Consider the following 16,806-nt stretch of genomic DNA (forward strand, 5'->3'; position numbering starts at 1 on the left):
GGTTTTTGCTTGTAATAGTGGCACATTTCCGTCTTGTTTCCCCCCGGAGCCCCCTTGATGAGTCCCACGCACCGTAATTCTCGACTCTGCTTGTTCGCCATTTTTGTCCTGTCTGGTTTCGCAGGTCTCATTTATCAGTCCATTTGGTCACACTATCTGGGGCTCTTTCTGGGACATGCAGCCTATGCGCAAGCTTTGGTGCTGGCCATCTTCATGGGGGGGATGGCTGCAGGGGCGGCCTGGATCGCATCTGCGGGGCAACACTGGCGCAACCTGATACGCGGATACGCCGTGATCGAGGGCGTCATCGGGCTATTGGGTCTTACATTTCACTGGCTTTTTACGCGGGTCAGCGCCTTCAGCTACGACACCTTGATTCCGGCGCTTGGCGAGCCTTGGGCGATCAACCTTGCACGGTGGGCTGTGGCAGCCTTGTTGATACTGCCGCAGACCATTTTGCTGGGCATGACCTTTCCCTTGATGAGCGGAGGTCTGATCCGGCGCTTTCCGAGCAGCCAAGGTCACATGCTGGGTGGACTCTATTTCACCAACAGTATTGGCGCGGCCGCAGGCGCCCTGGTTTCCGTTTTCGTACTCATCCCCTTCGCCGGCCTGCCCGGTGCCATGACCGCAGCCGGCGTCTTGAATCTTGCCGTCGCCGGTATGGCCTGGTGGCTGGCCCGAGCGCCAGAACCCGCTCCAGCAACTTCTACCGTCTCCGAGTTGGATCAGCGCGTTGCCAGCAACCCATTGCTGCGCTTGGTCCTCCTGGGCACCGCTCTTTCGGGGGCTGCCTCGTTTGCTTACGAAATCATCTGGATCCGGATGCTCAGCATGGCTGTCGGCAGCACCATGCACGCGTTCGAGCTCATGCTGGCCTCGTTCATCGCGGGGATTGCGCTCGGCGGTTTGTGGGTGCGGCACCGAGCCGACAGCACGGATGCTCCATTGCGATTGGTGGGATGGATGCAGGTGTTCATGGGCGCCGCAGCACTTGCGTCTTTGCTCGTGTATGCCAATGCATTTTCATGGGTCGGCTGGCTGATGGGCGCATTGTCAAAGACCGATGGCGGGTACGCCCTTTTCAACTTCGGCACTGCAGCCGTTTCCATGGCCATCATGCTGCCCGCAGCCTTTTTCGCTGGCACGACTTTGCCTCTGTTCACCGTGGCACTGTTGAAAGAAGGATTTGGAGAACGCGCCATTGGCCGCGTCTATGCCTGGAACACACTTGGATCCATCGTCGGCGTATTTCTCGCCATCCATTTGCTGATACCCAATCTTGGCCTGAAACTGGCCTTGTGCGTGGCTGCGCTCGTGGATATCGCCATTGGCCTTTACCTGCTGCGCTTGCATGCCGATGGCAATCGCTCCAAGCTTCAATTCGCCATGGCGGCGATGGTAGCCGCTTGTGCACTGGTGGTAGCTATTCGGGTCCCCTTTGATCCCATGACCGTTGCGTCCGGGGTGTATCGGCACGGGAAGGCAAGCATTAATAAAGGTGACCAGGTCCCCTATTACAGAGATGGGAAGACAGCCAGCGTGGCAGTGCTTTTGTCCCAAAGCGGCGCCGCATCCATTTCCACCAATGGCAAGACAGATGCAGCCGTCCAGATGACTGACCGGCCTCCCACGCCAGACGAACCAACGATGGTGCTGCTGGGGGGGGTGCCATTGTCCTTGCACGACGCACCAAAAAAGGTTGGCATCATCGGTTTCGGCTCCGGCATGACGACCCATACCGTGCTTGGCGATAACCGCGTGGAACAGGTTGACACGATAGAAATAGAGCCGGCCATGGTCGAAGGCGCCAAGGCTTTCGGACCACGTGTGGAGCGCGCCTACCAGGACAAGCGCTCTCATATTGTTATCGATGATGCCAAGGCTTATTTTGCTGGGCAAAACAAGAAGTACGATGTTTTGATATCGGAGCCTTCAAACCCATGGATCAGCGGTGTTGGATCTCTTTTTTCGCAGGAGTTCTATAAATTTGTCCCTCGGTATTTGAACGATGATGGACTTTTCGTGCAATGGATTCAGCTGTACGAAATCGATGATGCGTTGCTTGCATCCATCCTGAACTCTCTGACACCCGCATTCGAGGACTATGCAGCCTGGTTTGGCTCTCAGACCGACTTGATAATCGTCGCAAAACCCAAGGGGCAAATCAACGATGTGGACTGGAAACGAATAGCGCCTTCTTCCAATTTGGTTGGAGATTTGAGCCGAGTTGGCGTCACCCAAGAGGCCCATTTGGCCTTCCGGAAAGTTGCCAATGCCCCAATGATTCAAGCACTGGGGAAATTTTCCGACCAGACGCCTGCCAACTCTGATTACTATCCTGTTCTGAGCCTTGAGGCGCCCAAAGCCCGATTCAAAAATAGCATGGCTGGGGTGGCATTTGAAATGCAAATGAGCCTCAGGACACATCTGGAAGCCTTGAATGTCAGCGCTCCCTTGCCTTCCAAAACACCGACCCTCGGGGATCGGTATTTTCTTCCTGAAGCGACAACCGCGAACGCACGTGCCCTGATTGCAGAAATCAACGGCGACGCGGCGGCTCAGACACCAGCCGTCATAGCGATGCGGGCAATTGGTGCTCAATGTTCTGTGAAGTGGAGTGAGGGAGAGCTGCGCACCTTGTCACGGGCCATGGGTGACCTTGCGAAAAAGACCATCGGCTTTCTACCCCGGGATGCGCTCGTAGGCGCATGGATCAATCCATCGTGGCAAAAATGCCCGTACATTCCGCAAGACTTGCAGCGGGCCATGGGCATTCTGGAGGCATATGCCAACAGGGACTATGCCAAGTTGGAGCAGCTTGGTCGAGACTGGTTTACCCAGCGGCCCAGCGCCCCATTTTTTCAATCGGCCTTTGACGGTATTGCGTGGATGGCCTGGAGCACTGCCTTGGCCAGCCAGAAACGATGGGGCCAACTGGCAGAAATGTCCAGCGCGCAGTTTGCGAACACGGACTTTTCTCCCGAGGAGAAAACAGCCCATAGCATCATTCACAAATTTGCGCTCCAATTGTCCGCGGACGAGCCTGCTAGATGAACCCATCCAGCGGTAAAAATGCTTTTGCCTGCATGGTCAGAGGGTCGAGAAAGACGACCCACTCCAGATTGTGCCGGCTCACCAGCGGGAGCCACACGTGCTCCCCGCCATTCACAACGGGCCCCGCAGCGCGGGCACGGCCCCGCTCAACGGCTTGGTCGATGGCTGTCTGCTGCGCAGGATAAGCTGCGCGCAGATCCGACAGCGAACGTACACGATTTCGGATCTGCGCGGTGCTGTGCCCAATATCCTGCCAGTAGACCGGGCGTTGGCTGGGGCTGATATCTAGGAGCATGTCATCGAAGCGTTGCGCGCGCTCCTCGTCCGACAAAGGACCCCGAACACTGGCCATGACAGGACCATCCAGGCTCCATGGCCGGATCCAAGCGGCAAGCGGTGGCAGGGCTTGCGCGGGAATGTCGGCATGGGTGATCAGTCGAAATCGATCGGTTTCAAAGACCAGCGCCAGCGGTCTCGCCTGGACCATGGCATTGAGGCCATACAGCAGCGAGGCCATCTGCAAGAGTCCGATGAATGCCGCATCCACCTGCAACGCGCGCCGGCTTTTGGTGGTCCGGTACAGCAGTGCGGTCAGCACCGGTCCACATACCAGTAGCCCGGTGACGAACAGTCCGAAGAGCTTCCATCCACCCGCCAGCTCACGAAGACCTGGTGGAAACCAATATCCAAAAACCACGAGCGCCAGACCTGCCGCCGCCAGTGTGGTTGCCAAGAGATGAATGCCGACCACTCTGGTATCGATCGCTGCTCGCATCGTATTGCGCCCTTGCTTTGAGTTCTCGGCAATCTAGCCAAATTAGTTCAAAAATGCTTTACCCACGCTTTCCAGACGAAAAAAAACCCGCATAAGCGGGTTTTTTGAGCTGGATCAGCTTAACGGCAGTCGTTAGGCGCGAACTTGGCCTTCAACGTACCGGCGCCACCAATAGGAGGCATGGTGCGTGCCGTGGAAACGGCATTGGTGTCCGATGCGCAGCCCCAGTCCACAGAACCCGTGACTGGAGTGGCGCTCGCGAAGTTGCCAGCCAGAGCCACTGGACCGGCACCACCTTGAATGTATGGGGTATAGACCAGCGTTGCACCGTCAACGTTGATGTTACCTACGTTCGCCTTGTTGAAGGCCACCGTGATTTCACCGGTCGTAGGTGCCATCTGCACCGAGGTCACATACTTGCTCACGGCACCCTTGGCACCAGCCTGGGCGTTCCAGGTATCGGCAGCAGCCTTGAGTTCAACAGCGGTATTGGCTTCACCCACGAGTTGCTTCGCGCTCGAAGCCAGGCCCACGCCTTCCGTGACACGCGCACGGATCGTGTAGTCCTGATAGGCAGGCAGTGCCACGGCAGCCAGAATACCGATGATCGCCACAACGATCATCAATTCGATCAGGGTGAAACCCTTTTGTGCAAAACGCTTCATAAATCACTCCTCGGAGGTCAATTGCAATTCAAAACCTGCAGAAGAATTCTCCAGGCTGGCGGAACATGAGCAGGTTCCGTGCCACCCCGCCGGCCCTGCTGCACCGTGCCTGAATCCCTCCCCCAAATGGGTCAATTGTCCTTGAAGTGTTTCCCGGACATCTACAAGGGCCCTGTCGCGACATTTTTGTCGTGCCACGAACGTCACCAACTGCAACACAGTGGTCAGAACACGAACTCGTCCCCGGCCTTGAGCCAATAAATGTCATGCGGAGCGGCGCCCAGCGGCCCTGCGCTTTGGTCGAAGCGGCGGATCTCCTCCATGATGAGTTCGGTCTCGGAGGGCTTGGTGTGGGTGATGTAGATGGGGCAGCGCTTGCCGGGGGTCAGTTGCGCCAGTTCCTGGGCCAGGGTGTGGGGTGACAGGTGCAGGCTGCGCTGGGCCAGGGAGGTTTCGCGGTTGCTGAAGGCCGTCTCGATGACGAGCATGGCGACGGGCAGGGAGTTGACGCGCGTCCAGAAATCCGGGTTGCGGCCAGTGTCACCGCTGAACACCCACCATCCCGTGCTGCCGGCCACTGCGTAGCCCACGGCTGGCACCGTGTGCACGGCGGGCAGGACCTCCAGGTGCATGCCTTCGACCTTCAGGCGTTCGCCCACCGCGATGGTCTGGTACTGCAGGAAGGGCTGGTCAGACGTGGGGATGCTGCTGAAATCCGGCCAGATGACGTTGTTGAACACATGCGCCTGCAGGGCGGCAATGGTGCCGGGCAGCGCATGGACCTGCACCGGGCTGCTGCGCAGGGAAGAGACCGCATCGAGCATCAACGGCAGCGCCGCGATATGGTCCAGGTGCGAATGCGTGAGGAACACGTGGTCGATGCGGCGCATTTCGTCCAGTGTCAGGTCGCCCACCCCCGTCCCCGCATCGATGAGGATGTTGTCGTTGACCAGGAACGAGGTGGTCCGGCAGTCTTTGGCAATGGCCCCGGAGCACCCCAGTACGCGAACCTTCATGTCATGCAGTCCTGTTTGCTGTCGTCTCTTGGTTTTTTGTCGGTGCAGGTTGCGGCCATTGTCCTACTTGGTGTCGAACTGGGTGGCACCGTCCCAATCCGGCTGGAAGGGTAACACCCGCAGGGCCTGAATGCGGCCCGCATACAGCGAATACAGGATGTTTCCAGGTTCCGATGCGTGCAAATTCCGCAAAAGCAGGGCAGATGCATCCCATTCCTGGGCCCGGTAGGCGCCCAGGAACTGGTGCCACAGGGCCAGTTGCTGCTCCCGCTCGGGCGACAGCGGCTCGGCCACCGTGCCCACGGGCGTGTAGATGGCGACGGCCTGGGCCTTGCCCTTGACGCGCACCCGGTCCAGTTCCTGCCAGATGAAGCCCGGGGCCATGGCCCGCGTGCTGTCGCTGACCACCATGGTCACGCCATAGGTCTTGGACAGCCCCTCCAGCCGGGAGCCCAGGTTCACCGCATCGCCGATCACGGTGTAGCTGCGCCGGATGTTCGAGCCCATGTCGCCCACGCACATGGTGCCGGTGTTCAGGCCGATGCCCACGCCGATCTCCGGCAGCCCCTTGCGGCGGTGCTCCTCGTTGAGCTGGGCAACCGCCCGGGTCATGTCCAGCGCTGCCGCCACGGCGGACTCGGCATGCCCGGGCGTGGCCACGGGAGCCCCCCAGAAGGCCATCACACAGTCTCCCATGTACTTGTCGATGGTGCCCTGGCGACGGCCGCGGATGATCTGGGTCAGGCGGCTGAACACGCCGTTGAGCAGGGCCTGCAGCTGAAGGGGCTCCATGCGCTCGGACAATGCCGTGAAGCCGCGCATGTCGCAGAACATCACCGTCAGCTCCTGGTTGATGGCATCCATGGTGTAACGCTCAGGCTCCTTGAGCATCTCATCCACCAACTCCGGGGGCACATAAGTGCCGAACAGGGCGGCAAGCTCCCGCTTGGAGCGGCTCTCCACAAAGTACCCATAGACCATGTTCAGCGTGAAAGCGGACAGCGCCAGCACCAGGGCCGTCGCCAGAGGCATCACCAGGCCATGCGACTGGTACAGCCAGAGGTTCAGCCCCACCAGCCCGGCAAACACCCCGGCGCTGAGCAGCACGGCCCAGCCCGCCGTCAGCAGGGGCAATGAGAATGCCAGCAGCAGCCCTGTCACCACCAACTGAAGCACATCAAAATCGGGGGCGTAGTCCGGTTGGAGCACGTTCGCGCCGTCCAGGAAGGCGGACAGCAGATTGGCATGCGCCTCCACGCCGGGATAAGTTCGCCCCACGGGCGTCACACGCAGATCGACCAGGCCTGGCGCCGTGGAGCCCACCAGCACCAACTGGCCTTTCAGGCTGCCCTGCGGCAAGCGCCCTTCCAGCACGTCGCTGGCGGAGATATAGCGAAACGAGCCACCGGCAACGTCACCCGGGCCGCGGTAGGGCACCAGGGTTGCCAGATTGGGATCGACCGGCAAGCGGATCCCGCGCTGGCCTTGGCGCAACAGGATGCCCTGCAACACGTCGTGGTCGAATTCCGACGAGGCATAGAGGGGCTCCACGTCCTTCACCCCCGTCGCCACACGCAGCATCGCCAAAGCCAGCGACTCGTAGTAGCGGCCCTGGAACTCGGCCAGCAGCGGCAGGGAGCGCACGACCCCATCGGGATCGGTGATGGAATTGAAAAACCCCGCCGCAGGCGCTGCCCGAGCCAGCACCCCGATATTGCTGCCATGGCCCTGCCAGGAGGTGGCCCTCAAGGGCTTGCCACGCAGCCGGTCCAGGGGCAGGGCAGGCTCGGGCAGGACGCCCCGGGCCTGTCCGTCCCGGTCGCTCGTGAAATAGTAGCCCAGCACCACGGGCCGACCCTGCAGCGACTGGGCAAACAAGGCGTCGTAGTCCAGCTCCGGTGACAACCGTGCCAGCTGTTCGGCAAAACCGGGATTCCCATTCAGCGGACCCTGCGCCAGGCGCTGCAGGCTGGCCAGGCCCGAACTGCCGTCGGGCTCGGCAAAGACCACGTCGAAGCCGAGCACGGACACCTGTTGGCGCTCCAGCAACTCGCCCGCGAAGCGGGCCATCTTGTCACGGCCCCAGGGCCACTGCCCGATGCGTTCCAGGCTGCGCTCGTCGATGTCGACGATGGTGATGCGCTCGTCCATCGTCCCCGGCATGGTGGCGCGCAGGCGGGTGTCGTAGATGATGTTTTCCAGCCGCTCGAGCACCTGCAGGTGCAGGACTCCGCCCACATGCAGCAGGGCGAACAGCAGCGGCAACAGGGTGACGGCGATGCGGCGCCAGCGGCGCGCCAACCAGGAGCCAGTCCGTGGCCGCATCAGAATGGCTCAGTGTGGTGGCGCCCGGCGCTGGGCAGACAGGGGGCCGAGCCAGGCGGGCGGCAAGGCGCGCGCCCGTCAGGTCTGCTCGAACTGCATCTCGGTGCCGGCCAGCTCCAGCTTGTCGCCGTGCTTGAGCGGTACCGGCGACAAACCGATGGCCGAGCCGTTGAGCAGCGGCATGTCCGGGCCTTCCACATGCGCCAGGACGAAACCGTGGTGGCGCTTGGTGATCGAGGCCACGGCCACGCCCGGCTTGCCGATGGTGGTCACCACCTTGAGCAGCGAGACCTCGCGCCCGGCGGCGGCGCCGGACATCACCTTGATCACGGCCGTGATCGGGGCAGGCGCGGGCGCTGCCGGCAGACCGGCAGGGCGCGACGCCGTGCCCAGCGGCGGCACCATGCCGGGCTTGAAGATCATGGTCTTCTCGAAGTTCTCGCCCTCGGCCTCGTGCAGGAAGCGGATCTTGTACTTGCCCACTTCCACCGTATCGCCATTGCGCAGTTCCTGGCGCTTGACGGCCTTGGCATTCACATAGGTGCCATTGGTGCTACCCAGGTCCTCGATCTCGACGTCATGCCCGACCATGTGGAAGATCGCGTGCTCGCCGCTCACCGCCAGGTTGTCGATCACGATATCGTTGTACGGCCTGCGTCCAAGGGTGGTGCGGTCCTTGGTCAACTGAACTTCCTTGATGACGACGCCGTCGATCGAAACGATCATTCTGGGCATGATCCACTCCTGATTTGAGATTTGTTATGGGGTCGGCACCGTCAGGCAGCGCCCAGCAGGCGGGACATGAGGCTGCGTTTCTTGCCCCCCGCGCCGGCCTGTACCAGCAGTACGCTAACGTTATCACGACCACCGTGTGCATTGGCGGTATCAATAAGCAATGTGGTTTTTTCCTCCAGCGGGAGGGCTGCACGCACCATCTCCGCCAGATCGGCATCCGACACCATGTCCGTGAGCCCGTCCGAGCACATCAGGAACAGGTCGTGCGGCGCCACCTGGAATTCATTGACTTCCATGAGCACGTTGGGCTCCACGCCCAGGGCGCGGGTGACCAGGTTGCGGTTGGAAGAGATCGCCGCCTGGTGCGGCGTGAGGATGCCGGCATCCACCTGTTCCTGCAGCCAAGAGTGGTCGCGCGTGATCTGCTGCAGCACCCCGCCGCGCAGGCGGTAGCAGCGTGAATCTCCGATGTGCCCCAGGATCAGCCGTGATCCCTGGAAGATGCCAGCCACCAGCGTGGTGCCCATGCCGGCATACTGGGGGTTCGACAGCGACGCCCCCAGAATGGCGTGATTGGCGTTTTCCACGCAGATTTCCAGCGCCCGGCGCACATCCGTCGATTGGGGCGTGCTTCCAGCCTGGGCCAGCCAGCGGGCCATTTCCGTGCGGATGAAGGTCGTGGCCATGCCGCTGGCCACCTCACCGGCGTTGTAGCCCCCCATGCCATCGGCCAGGATGGCCAGCTGGGCATCCCGGTCGATCGCGACGGCGTCTTCATTGTTGCTGCGCACCCGCCCCCGATCGGTGCGCGCAAAAAAATCGTAATTCATGGATTGAGCGGCACAGGCCTCATCGGGCGCTGGATGGCGGCAGTGAAGGATCCTTCTCTACAGGATATTCCATCACCGTTTCCTGAAAATCCGCCATGTCGTGCCCTGTTGCCTTGCGAGCCGCATCATAGACGACTGTCCGCTGCTTTGTGGCGCTTTCAGCGCCCACCAGCGCCGCCAGCGCACGCCGTATCTCGGCCGCAAACTGGCGCCCGGTCTGGTAACGGGCCTCGGGGCGCTTCATCATCGACAGCGCCACCACCTCGGCCACCTCGGCCGACAGCTCGGGCCGCAGCGTGCGCACATCGGGGGCCTGCACGCTGGCGATCTTGTGCATCAGCTCAGGCATGGAAGCCCCGCGCAAGGGCAGCGAGCCGGTGAGCATCTGGAACAGGGTCACGCCCAGCGAGTACAGGTCCGAGCGCCCGTCCACCTTCTTGCCGGCCAGTTGTTCGGGCGACATGAAGCTCGGCGTGCCCAGCACCAGCCCCGTACGGGTCTTGCTGGAGTCGGTGATGCGCGCGATGCCGAAGTCGGTCACCTTGACCGCGTCGGTCGCCGCGTCGAACATGACGTTGGCCGGCTTGATGTCACGGTGCACCACCTGGTTGGCGTGGGCATAGTCCAGCGCCTCGGCCACGCGGGCCGCCACCGACAGCGCCAGCGGCACCGGCAGCAGGTTGCCTTCCTTGCAGAAAGGCGACAGGTCGGTCCCCTTGAGGAACTCCATGGAGATGTAGGCCAGGTCATGCTCCTCGCCCGCATCAAAGATGGTCACGATGTAGGGATGCTGCAGCCGCCCCGCCGTCTCGGCCTCACGGAAGAATCGCGAGCGCGCGTCGATCAGCCCATCGCCTTCGAACTCCTGGCCCAGGGCCAGCGTCTTGATGGCGACCATGCGGCCGATCTTGGGATCGCGCCCCAGGTACACCACACCCATGGAGCCCTTGCCGATCTCCTTGGTGATCTCGTAACGGCCCAGCATGGGCAGGCCGATGGTCGCGTCGCCCGGCAGGCGCGGCTTGGCGGGCACGCTGGGCATGGGCATCGGTGCCGAACTGGGTGGTGCCGTGTCAGGCTGGCCCGAAGCGGACTTGGCACGGGCACGCATCTTCCGGTAGCGCAGCTTGGCATCCTTGTACTGGCGGTCATGGCGCAGGATGCGTTCGTACACCAGCTTGGCCATGGCGTAGTTGCGCTTGCGCTCGAAATCCTGGGCCAGATGGTAGAGGTTGTCCTTGAGGGCCTCGGTCATCGGCAGCCGGCGAAAGTGCTCGAACGCCTGCTCCAGCTTGCCCTGGCCGTGCAGCGCCAGGCCCAGCATGCGCCGGGACTCGGCGGCCTCGGCCGACTTCGCGCGCGAAGCACCGCCGCGGCCGCGCAACTTCAGCGCCAGCATGACAAGCTGCCCCACGGCCACTGCCAAAGCGGCCCCCAGCAGCGAGAACGACAGCAGCGCATGCTCCAGCGCCAGCCACTGGGCACCGGCCAGCGCCAGCAGCAAGGCCACGCTCACGGCCAGGCCGGCCAAGGCGCTCACCTGGGGCAGGGCCAGTGCCAGGTAACCCAGGGCGACCACGATGGCCAGCCATGCTGCCGGTGCCGCCCAGTCCGGCGCCGTCACGGCATGGCCCTGCCGGATGGCCGACACCATCTGCGCCAGCACTTCCACCGGGTACAGCGACTGGCCGCCCGGCGTTGCCATGGGCGCCGCCTGCGCGGCCGAGGTGAAACCCACCAGCACCGTCTTGCCCTGGAAACCGGGGGCGCCGGGCGCTGCAGAGAGCGCCTGCGCGAAGGCCGTTCGGGCAAACACCGGCTGCCCTCCTTCCGGGGCATGGAACAGGGGCCGCAGCACCGAGGTGCTGTCGGTGGCAATGCCCAGGCTGCCCAGGCGCAACCAGGGCGCGCTGGCCTGCAGGCGCAGATCGGTCGGCCCCAACTGCAGGCTGCGCAGCGCCGTCAGCAGGGCGACCGATGGCACGGCGGCCTTGTCATGGGCCAGCAGCAGGGGCATGTGGCGCAGCACGCCATCCGGGTCAGGGGTCAACTGCAGGTGGCCAATCGCGGATGCCGCGGCCCCCAGCACGGCAGGGGGATGCCGCCCGGAGGCGGCAGGCACGGCATGCTCACCCGGGTCCGCCAGCACGCTGCGGCGCACGTACGACGGCAGCGCGGCAGCCGGGCCGGCGGTCGCGTACTGCGACACCAACACCACATTGCCCGCGCGCTGCAGGCTCAGGGCCAGCCGGGCATCGCCGGTCGGTGCAGCGACTTCCGCGCCGGGCACGCCTCCAGCCGCCGGTGGCTCGCCAGGCACGGCGGGGACGGGCAGGGGGCGGGCTGGCGTTTCCGGCAGCGGCATGGTGTAGACGATGGCCCGGGCGCCAGCCGCAGTGAGCTGGTCCACAAAGCGCGCGTGCACCTCGGGTTGCCAGGGCCAGGGGCCCAGGGTCTTGAAGCTGCGGTCATCGATGCCCACGACCACCAAGTCCGCCGCAGGCTCGGCCGACGCACTGCCGACGGCCGCGTCGTACATGGCCAGATCCAGCCGGTGCACCCAGCCCATCGTGCTGGCAAGGGCCACCACGACGGCTGCCACCAGTGCGCAGACAAAGCCATCGGTACGCCACCAAACCAGCTGCTGTGCCGATGTTGTTCTGCCCACTTGCGATCGATCCACGGAGGTAATGAGATACCTTTAGAAGCAATTTCCAAGCCCGGCGCCCACCAGCCCCGATCAGCCCCTTGCAGTGGTCCCAAACCCTGTGGTGGCGGGTCTTGCCTGCCGTTCTTGTCGTTGGCCTGCAGCGCCTGGCGCTGCAAATGCCATTTTTGTCAGGTCGATGCGGCGGCGCGGCTGGCGCGGCGCTGCCAGAGCTTGCCACCACCCACCACCAGGATGGCACCCAGTGCCGCAGCCACGTAGTGCAGCGACGGATGGGCGGCCACCAGGCCTTGCAGTGCCGTGTCGCCGGCGATGGTCTCGCCCGCCACCCAACCGATGAGGGCCGCGCCCAGCACCACGATCACGGGGAAACGCTCCATCAGCTTGATCATCATCGTGCTGCCGAACACCACCAGCGGAATGCTGATGGCCAGGCCCAGGACCAGCAGCGTGGTGCTGCCCTGCGCCGCCGCGGCCACGGCGATCACGTTGTCCAGGCTCATGACCAGGTCGGCCATGAGGATGGTGCGCACCGCCGCCATCAGGCTGCCATAGGTCTTGGATTCGCCCTCGTCCTCGTCGCTGTCGCTGAGCAGCTGGAAGCCGATCCACAGCAGCAGGCAGCCGCCCACGACCTGCAGGAAGGACAGCGCCAGCAGCTTGGCCGCCACCACCGTGAGCAGAACGCGCAGCACCACGGCCGCGCCCGAGCCCCAGAACACCGCCTTGCGCTGCTGCTCAGGGGGCAGCGAGCGGGCGGCCAGGGCGATCACCACCGCGTTGTCACCCGAGAGGATGATGTTGATCCAGACGATCTTGACCAGGCCAATCCAGAAATCGGCCGCTTGCAGGAATTCCATTGTCGATGACTCCACTGTTATGAATGCAAGAAGCGCCCGGAACCGGGGTTCCGGGCGCTTCTCTTTTTTGGAGCGGCCAGTGTATCGGGCGCCTGCGCCCGATGCGTCCGTAATTGTGCTTACGAACGGATGCGCGTGGCTTACTTCAGCTGGGCCTTGAGCAGCTTGCCCAGTTCCGAGGGGTTGCGCGTGATGATGAAGCCGGACTCTTCCATGATGGCCAGCTTGGCATCGGCCGTGTCGGCACCACCGGAGATCAGCGCGCCGGCATGGCCCATGCGCTTGCCGGGAGGGGCCGTCACGCCAGCGATGAAGCCCACGATAGGCTTCTTCATGTTGGCCTTGCACCACTGGGCGGCCTCGGCTTCATCGGGTCCGCCGATTTCGCCGATCATGATCACGGCGTCGGTGTCCGGATCGTCGTTGAACGCCTTCATCACATCGATGTGCTTGAGGCCATTGATGGGGTCGCCACCAATGCCCACGGCGCTCGACTGGCCCAGACCCACTTCGGTCAGCATGGCCACGGCTTCGTAGGTCAGCGTGCCGGAACGGCTCACCACGCCGATGCGGCCCTTGCGGTGGATATGACCGGGCATGATGCCGATCTTGATCTCGTCAGGCGTGATCAGGCCGGGGCAGTTGGGGCCCAGCAGCAGGGTCTTCTTGCCACCGGCGGCTTCCTTGGCCTTCATCTTGTTGCGCACTTCGAGCATGTCACGCACGGGAATGCCTTCGGTGATGCAGATGGCCAGGTCCAGGTCGGCTTCGACGGCTTCCCAGATCGCGGCAGCAGCGCCTGCGGGCGGCACGTAGATCACCGACACGGTGGCGCCGGTCTGCGTCGCAGCTTCCTTGACGGAGGCGTAGATCGGGATGTTGAAGATCGACTCGCCGGCCTTCTTGGGGTTCACGCCTGCCACGAAGGCGTTCTTGCCGTTCGCGTATTCCTGGCACTTTTCAGTGTGGAACTGGCCCGTCTTGCCCGTGATGCCCTGGGTGATGACCTTGGTGTCTTTGTTGATGTAGATCGACATGTGTGTTCTCCGGGCTTACTTGACGGCAGCAACGATCTTGGTCGCAGCTTCGGCCATGGTGTCTGCGGCGATGATGGGCAGGCCGGACTCGGCCAGCATCTTCTTGCCCAGCTCTTCGTTGGTGCCCTTCATGCGCACGACCAGTGGCACGTTCAGGTTCACGGCCTTGCAGGCGGTGATCACGCCGGTGGCGATGGTGTCGCACTTCATGATGCCGCCGAAGATGTTGACCAGGATGCCTTCGACCTTGGGGTTCTTGAGCATGATCTTGAAGGCTTCGGTGACCTTCTCGGGGGTGGCACCGCCGCCCACGTCCAGGAAGTTGGCCGGCTCGCCGCCGAACAGCTTGATGGTGTCCATGGTGGCCATGGCCAGGCCGGCGCCGTTCACCAGGCAGCCGATGTTGCCGTCCAAGCTGATGTAGGCCAGGTCGAACTTGGAAGCTTCCACTTCGGCCGGATCTTCTTCGTCCAGGTCACGGAAGGCCACGATCTCGGGGTGGCGGAACAGCGCGTTGGCGTCGAAGTTGAACTTCGCGTCCAGGGCCATCAGGTCACCCTTGGAGTCGCAGTTCAGCGGGTTGATTTCCACCAGCGACGCATCGGTTTCCATGTAGCACTTGTAGATCTTCGCGAAGATGTCCAGGGCCTGGTCAACGGAAGCACCGGTCAGGCCGATGGCTGCAGCCACCTTCTTGCCTTGCTCGGGGGTGATGCCGGTCAGGGGATCGATCATCTCGGTGATGATCTTCTCGGGCGTGGAGTGGGCCACTTCCTCGATGTCCATGCCGCCTTCGCTCGAAGCGATCAGGGCGACCTTCTGCGTGGCGCGGTCGGTGACCAGCGAGACGTACAGTTCGTTCTTGATGTCGGCGCCGTCTTCGATGTACAGGCGGCGGACCTTCTGGCCTTCGGGGCCGGTCTGGTGCGTCTTGAGCTGCATGCCCAGGATCTCACCGGAGATGCGCTTGACGTCTTCAATGGTCTTGGCGACCTTGACGCCGCCGCCCTTGCCACGGCCACCGGCGTGGATCTGGGCCTTGACGACCCACACGGGGCCGCCGAGTTTCTGGGCTGCTTCGACGGCTTCTTGCACCGTGAACGCGGGAATGCCACGCGGAACGGGCACACCAAAATTGCGCAAGATTTCCTTGCCTTGGTATTCGTGAATCTTCATGAGGTCTCTCTCAGGGAAGGGTGGTATTTACCCGTTTACCATGAACAGGTGTCTGGCCGCGGGCTTGGGGCATGGCAACCTTCGACTGTATCATGCTGCGACGCACCATCCCTTGTGCCTAACACGTACAGCGTTTACGTCCATCCATTCTTACCCGGCAGTGCACGCTGCCAGACCAGCAGGAGCAACCCATGTCCAGAGTCTTTATTGATGGCGAAGCCGGCACCACGGGCCTGCAGATCCGCGAGCGCCTGCAGGCCATGCCCGAGGTCGAGCTGGTCAGCATCGCGCCCGAGCTGCGCAAGGACCCCGCCGCCAAGCGCGAGCTGATCGCCGGCGTGGACCTGGTGGTGTTGTGCCTGCACGACGACGCCGCGCGCGAGACCGTGGCCATGGTGGACGGTATCGAGCAGGCCGGCGGCCGCAAGATCAAGATCATCGACGCCAGCACCGCGCACCGCATCGCGCCCGGCTGGGTGTTCGGCTTTCCCGAACTCACCGCCGGCCAGCCCGAGGCCGTGGCCGCCGCCACGCGCGTGGCCAACCCCGGCTGCTATGCCACGGGCGCCATCGCCCTGTTGCGCCCCCTGGTCGACGCCGGCCTCATCCCTGCGGACTTCCCGCTGGCCCTGCCCTCGGTCAGTGGCTATTCGGGCGGCGGGCGCACCATGATCGAGGCCTACCAGAAAGGCGAGGCCCCGCTGTTCGAGCTGTATGCCCTGGGCCTGGCGCACAAGCACCTGCCCGAGATCATGCGCTACACCGGCATCACGCGCCGGCCCATCTTCGTGCCCTCGGTGGGCAATTTCGAGCAGGGCATGCTGGTGCAGTTGCCCCTGCACCTGGACACCCTGCCTGGCGCCCCCAAGGCCAGCGACCTGCACGACGCGCTGGCCGCCCACTACGCCAAGAGCAACACGCCCGAGCAGTGGGTCAGCGTGCTGCCGGCCACGGCCGACGGCAAGCTCGATGCCCTGGCGCTCAACGACACCAACAAGCTGGAGCTGCGCGTGTTCGCCAACGAGACCTACCGCCACGCGGTGCTGGTGGCGCGCCTCGACAACCTGGGCAAGGGCGCCAGCGGCGCCGCGGTGCAGAACCTCAAGCTGATGCTGGGCATCTAAACTTCATCATCCCCCACGCCGCGCACCACGCGGCGCACGACATCGCTGGAAAAACCGCGCGCCATCAGGAACCTGACCTGCTTGGCGCGCCCCTGGGGATCGGCAGCCGGCTCGCCGAAGCGGCGGCGCCACACCTCGCGGGCGCGGGCCAGTTCCGTGTCCTGCAGCTGTGCCAGGGCCTGCTGCACGGCCTCGCCGCCGATGCCCTTGGCCTGCAGCTCCTGGCGGATGCGCGCCGCCCCCATGCGGCCCGCGCGCTGGTGCACCACCGAGGCCACCACACGCTCCTCGCTGATGAAGTCCCTGGCCTCCAGCTCGCTCAGCACGGCCTCGAGGTCCTCGCCCTCCTGCACATGCGGGCGCAGCTTGCGCAGCAGCTCGGCGCGCGAGTGCTCGCGCTGGCCCAGCAGCCGCAGCGCGCGGCCCTTCAGGGAAACGGTTTCAAAGCCCATGGGTATGGTTGGCAGGCAGCCAGGCAATGGTCCAATGCACAGCGGCCATTGCCGCAACACTGCGCAATGGCCGCCCAGGTGTGTTG

The 16,806-nt window shown here is 63.6% G+C and carries 13 protein-coding genes; 2 read left to right on the plus strand and 11 right to left on the minus strand.

Features of this window, described 5'->3' with window-relative positions; translation table 11 throughout:
- The first annotated feature begins 57 nt into the window (after positions 1–57).
- Positions 58–3,057: a fused MFS/spermidine synthase gene (locus tag AC07PF_RS05425; protein ID WP_494611110.1), complete on the plus strand. Its 3,000-nt coding sequence runs from the start codon at positions 58–60 to the stop codon at positions 3,055–3,057.
- Here AC07PF_RS05425 and AC07PF_RS05430 read toward each other — a convergent pair.
- The 10 genes from AC07PF_RS05430 to sucC all read right to left on the minus strand — a co-directional run bounded on the left by AC07PF_RS05430 (position 3,050) and on the right by sucC (position 15,144).
- On the minus strand, positions 3,050–3,832 hold the full coding sequence (locus AC07PF_RS05430; RefSeq protein ID WP_494611111.1) for a hypothetical protein: 783 nt from the start codon (positions 3,830–3,832) through the stop codon (positions 3,050–3,052). The two genes, AC07PF_RS05425 and AC07PF_RS05430, sit on opposite strands and share 8 nt — an antisense overlap.
- A 119-nt stretch (positions 3,833–3,951) precedes the next feature.
- Positions 3,952–4,497 (minus strand): pilin, encoded by a 546-nt coding sequence (locus AC07PF_RS05435; RefSeq protein ID WP_494611112.1) that lies wholly within the window; start codon positions 4,495–4,497, stop codon positions 3,952–3,954.
- A gap of 224 nt (positions 4,498–4,721) precedes the next feature.
- Entirely contained in the window at positions 4,722–5,513 is a 792-nt protein-coding gene (locus AC07PF_RS05440; protein WP_494611113.1) for an MBL fold metallo-hydrolase, read from the minus strand.
- Between the two features lie 63 nt (positions 5,514–5,576).
- Entirely contained in the window at positions 5,577–7,838 is a 2,262-nt protein-coding gene (locus AC07PF_RS05445) for a CHASE2 domain-containing protein (RefSeq protein ID WP_494611114.1), read from the minus strand.
- 78 nt (positions 7,839–7,916) lie between these two features.
- The gene (locus tag AC07PF_RS05450) at positions 7,917–8,573 is read right to left on the minus strand and encodes an FHA domain-containing protein (protein WP_007860725.1); all 657 of its coding nucleotides are present in this window, start codon (positions 8,571–8,573) and stop codon (positions 7,917–7,919) included.
- A gap of 41 nt (positions 8,574–8,614) precedes the next feature.
- Positions 8,615–9,403: a Stp1/IreP family PP2C-type Ser/Thr phosphatase gene (locus AC07PF_RS05455; RefSeq protein ID WP_007860723.1), complete on the minus strand. Its 789-nt coding sequence runs from the start codon at positions 9,401–9,403 to the stop codon at positions 8,615–8,617.
- A 19-nt stretch (positions 9,404–9,422) separates the two neighbouring features.
- Positions 9,423–12,071 carry a CHASE2 domain-containing serine/threonine-protein kinase gene (locus AC07PF_RS05460; RefSeq protein ID WP_494611115.1) on the minus strand — a complete coding sequence of 883 codons (2,649 nt, stop codon included), beginning with the start codon at positions 12,069–12,071 and terminating at the stop codon, positions 9,423–9,425.
- Positions 12,072–12,241: 170 nt separating this feature from the next.
- The gene (locus tag AC07PF_RS05465) at positions 12,242–12,931 is read right to left on the minus strand and encodes a TerC family protein (RefSeq protein ID WP_007860713.1); all 690 of its coding nucleotides are present in this window, start codon (positions 12,929–12,931) and stop codon (positions 12,242–12,244) included.
- Positions 12,932–13,071: 140 nt separating this feature from the next.
- Positions 13,072–13,968 carry a succinate--CoA ligase subunit alpha gene (gene sucD / locus AC07PF_RS05470; protein ID WP_007860711.1) on the minus strand — a complete coding sequence of 299 codons (897 nt, stop codon included), beginning with the start codon at positions 13,966–13,968 and terminating at the stop codon, positions 13,072–13,074.
- Positions 13,969–13,983: 15 nt separating this feature from the next.
- A complete protein-coding gene (gene sucC / locus AC07PF_RS05475) occupies positions 13,984–15,144 on the minus strand; it encodes an ADP-forming succinate--CoA ligase subunit beta (protein WP_007860710.1) in 1,161 nt (386 codons plus the stop codon).
- A 191-nt stretch (positions 15,145–15,335) separates the two neighbouring features.
- Between sucC and argC the strand changes: the two genes are divergently transcribed.
- Positions 15,336–16,268: an N-acetyl-gamma-glutamyl-phosphate reductase gene (argC, locus tag AC07PF_RS05480; RefSeq protein ID WP_145693980.1), complete on the plus strand. Its 933-nt coding sequence runs from the start codon at positions 15,336–15,338 to the stop codon at positions 16,266–16,268.
- On the opposite strand, the gene recX is transcribed toward argC, so the two are convergent.
- Entirely contained in the window at positions 16,265–16,720 is a 456-nt protein-coding gene (gene recX, locus AC07PF_RS05485; protein WP_494611116.1) for a recombination regulator RecX, read from the minus strand. The two genes, argC and recX, sit on opposite strands and share 4 nt — an antisense overlap.
- Positions 16,721–16,806 lie beyond the last annotated feature (86 nt).

The organism is Acidovorax sp. GW821-FHT10A04 (assembly GCF_059415825.1).